Origin of the sequence: Streptomyces sp. NBRC 110611, assembly GCF_001590865.1 — a bacterium.
In the GTDB taxonomy this organism is placed as follows: Bacteria; Actinomycetota; Actinomycetes; order Streptomycetales; family Streptomycetaceae; genus Streptomyces.
Genome location: NZ_BBUY01000065.1, coordinates 1 through 2292, shown reverse-complemented (window position 1 = coordinate 2292; position 2292 = coordinate 1). Strand labels below are relative to the sequence as shown.

Genomic DNA, 2292 nt, shown 5'->3' with positions numbered 1-2292 from the left:
CGCCCCCATGGCCAGCTGCAATACCCCGGCGACCAGCACCAACGCGCCCAGCGCGCCGAGCCCGAACTCCTGCACCGCTTCGTAGACCAGCACGGTCAGCCCGGCGGCCGGACCGCTGACCTGGAGGCTGCTGCCGGGCAGCAGCCCGGTGAGCAGGCCGCCGACGATCCCGGTGATCAGCCCCAGCTCGGCCGGCACCCCGGAGGCGACGGCCACCCCCACACAGAGCGGGACGGCGACGAGGAAGACGACGAGGGATGCCGTGAAGTCGGCGCGCCACAGCGCCAGCGAGCCCCGCGAGGGGTGGAAGTACGAGGGGGACCGGGAGGCCTCGGCGGACTGGGCGGACCCGGCGGTGGACCGGGTGGACCCGGCGGTGGACCGGGTGGATCCGGCGGTGGACCGGGAGGACCGATCGGATATCGACAGCTGGGACGGGCGGCGGTGGGCAGAACGGAACCTACGCATGAGCATGCCTCCAGCGAATTCGGGATACAGCGGCGCACGCCCGGGCCCAAGGCCAGCACACGGTGCGCTCACGCGTACGCATGCAGGCACGAGTACGTGTACAGAACACAGGTACGGGCGTAGACACAGGCACAGCTGCGCATGCGAGTACGAGCAGCGACCCGCCGCGCCACGGGCGGCCAGCAAGTGCGGGTCACCGCACGGCGCCGTGCGAACGCACGCCATGAAGGGTGGGAGTGGTGACGGCTCGATCTCGCCGTCAGCTGCGCGGGCCGGGAATGGCCCTGGGGCGGCTCTGTGCTCTCAGCAGCGGAAGACGCCGTGCTGGACCGGCAGTTCACCCGATTTCGACAGCGGAACGGCCTCGCGTTGGGTCAGCGGAGCCGTAATGCCCGGCCCGCTGTCGGTCCATGCCTGCTCCGTCGTCGACATGAGTGGGCCGGACCGCGCGGGCTCGACCGTCGTACGACCACAGCGCCGCACCGGACAGTGATCGGAGGCAGACTCCGTATCGTCGGAGGTGGACTCGGTATCGTCGGAGGCGCTCGACACCATCGGGGCGGTGACGGGCGTACCGCTCCGGGGCGCTGGGGCGGCCGCTGTACGCTCTCCGTAGGCACCATCAGCGACGATCGGCAGAGCCAGAATGGCGGCCACGACGATCAGCAGGAGCCAGCAGAAGCCGCCGATCCGGATCTTTGCCATCGTCGCCCCCTTCCGGTTCCGGCGCCGCTGGACAGTTCACTCCATTGTGTCGGGCCTCGAGTGGCGGACCGCAACTCGACAAATAACCGAACCGTAAACGTGAAGTTGTTCCGACAGGAAGGAAGGCTTCCGTTCAGTCCGGCACCCGTCGGCGCACGGCCCGCACTTCAGCGCGCGTCCTGTACCTCAACGCGGCGAGTTGATCACTGAGGTCAGGGCTCGGCCCGCCGCAGCGGGATGGGGCTCAGCTCACCACTTCAAAAAGAAACCTCGGCTGAAGGGCATGTAAGTCGGGCCCCAGCACCAGTCGTTTGGGGAGGAGGGAATGGATCTCCGCGAGGAGAAAGCCGAGGTGGTGGTCGCTTCCTGCCAGTTTCAAAGTGTAAAAACCCGTTTCCGTGATCTCTCCGGCTCCTCTGTCGGTGCCGTCGTCGATCCTGTGGGCGATCCATCGCGAGTTCGGCGTACTGGCGTCCGTTGATTTCACTGCGGCCTGAACCCAGTCGTCGGCGTAGGGAGCAGTGAGGAAGCGGCTGGTGTCTACCTCCTGCAGCTGGATCTCCCCGTCCACAGGGATGACCCGCCAGCGGGGCAGAGGGGGCTCGGAGAGCAGCATTGCAAACGCCCTATCATCGATTCCTTTCACGTGCGCACCAGTGGCCGTGATTTCGGCGATCGTGCCGTTGCCTGCCATACGCACTCTCCTTGTTGTCCTGGGGGAGAAGATCTTTCCGGGAGGTAACGCAGCAGGCAAGAGCGCTTGCCGTTCAAGCGCCGAGAACGCGCCACCAGGCCGTGCCCAAAGGCTGGTTGGGTGGCTCATGAAGGCTTAACTCGTGAGAAGGCGAGATCCTCGTGCATGCGGCATCGACGTGTTTTTCGCTCGCCAGCCAGGGCCGTCAGTATTGGCAGTCCCGTCCGGTACGGGCGCGAAGGGGAGCAGTCCGGGTTCTGTTTCCCTTGCCACGAGTGGGGACCATTCCGGTAGCTTTCCGCTGCACAGACCGTCGAACGAATTCGCATGCTGTGGATTTCGCGGGCTGCATGATGCGGTCATTCCTGCGAAAGGGATCTCTGGGGCCTCGACGCCCGCCTCGCGAGCGCGACGCGCCGCTGCAG

3 protein-coding genes are annotated in these 2292 nt (G+C 66.7%); all 3 read right to left on the bottom strand.

Annotated elements, in window-relative coordinates:
* Positions 1–468: SulP family inorganic anion transporter (locus AZE13_RS38915; RefSeq protein ID WP_258528194.1), on the bottom strand; the 468-nt coding region annotated here is incomplete at its 3' end.
* A gap of 303 nt (positions 469–771) precedes the next feature.
* Entirely contained in the window at positions 772–1173 is a 402-nt protein-coding gene (locus AZE13_RS33295) for a hypothetical protein (protein ID WP_066940549.1), read from the bottom strand.
* 244 nt (positions 1174–1417) lie between these two features.
* On the bottom strand, positions 1418–1867 hold the full coding sequence (locus tag AZE13_RS33290) for a hypothetical protein (RefSeq protein WP_066940546.1): 450 nt from the start codon (positions 1865–1867) through the stop codon (positions 1418–1420).
* Positions 1868–2292 lie beyond the last annotated feature (425 nt).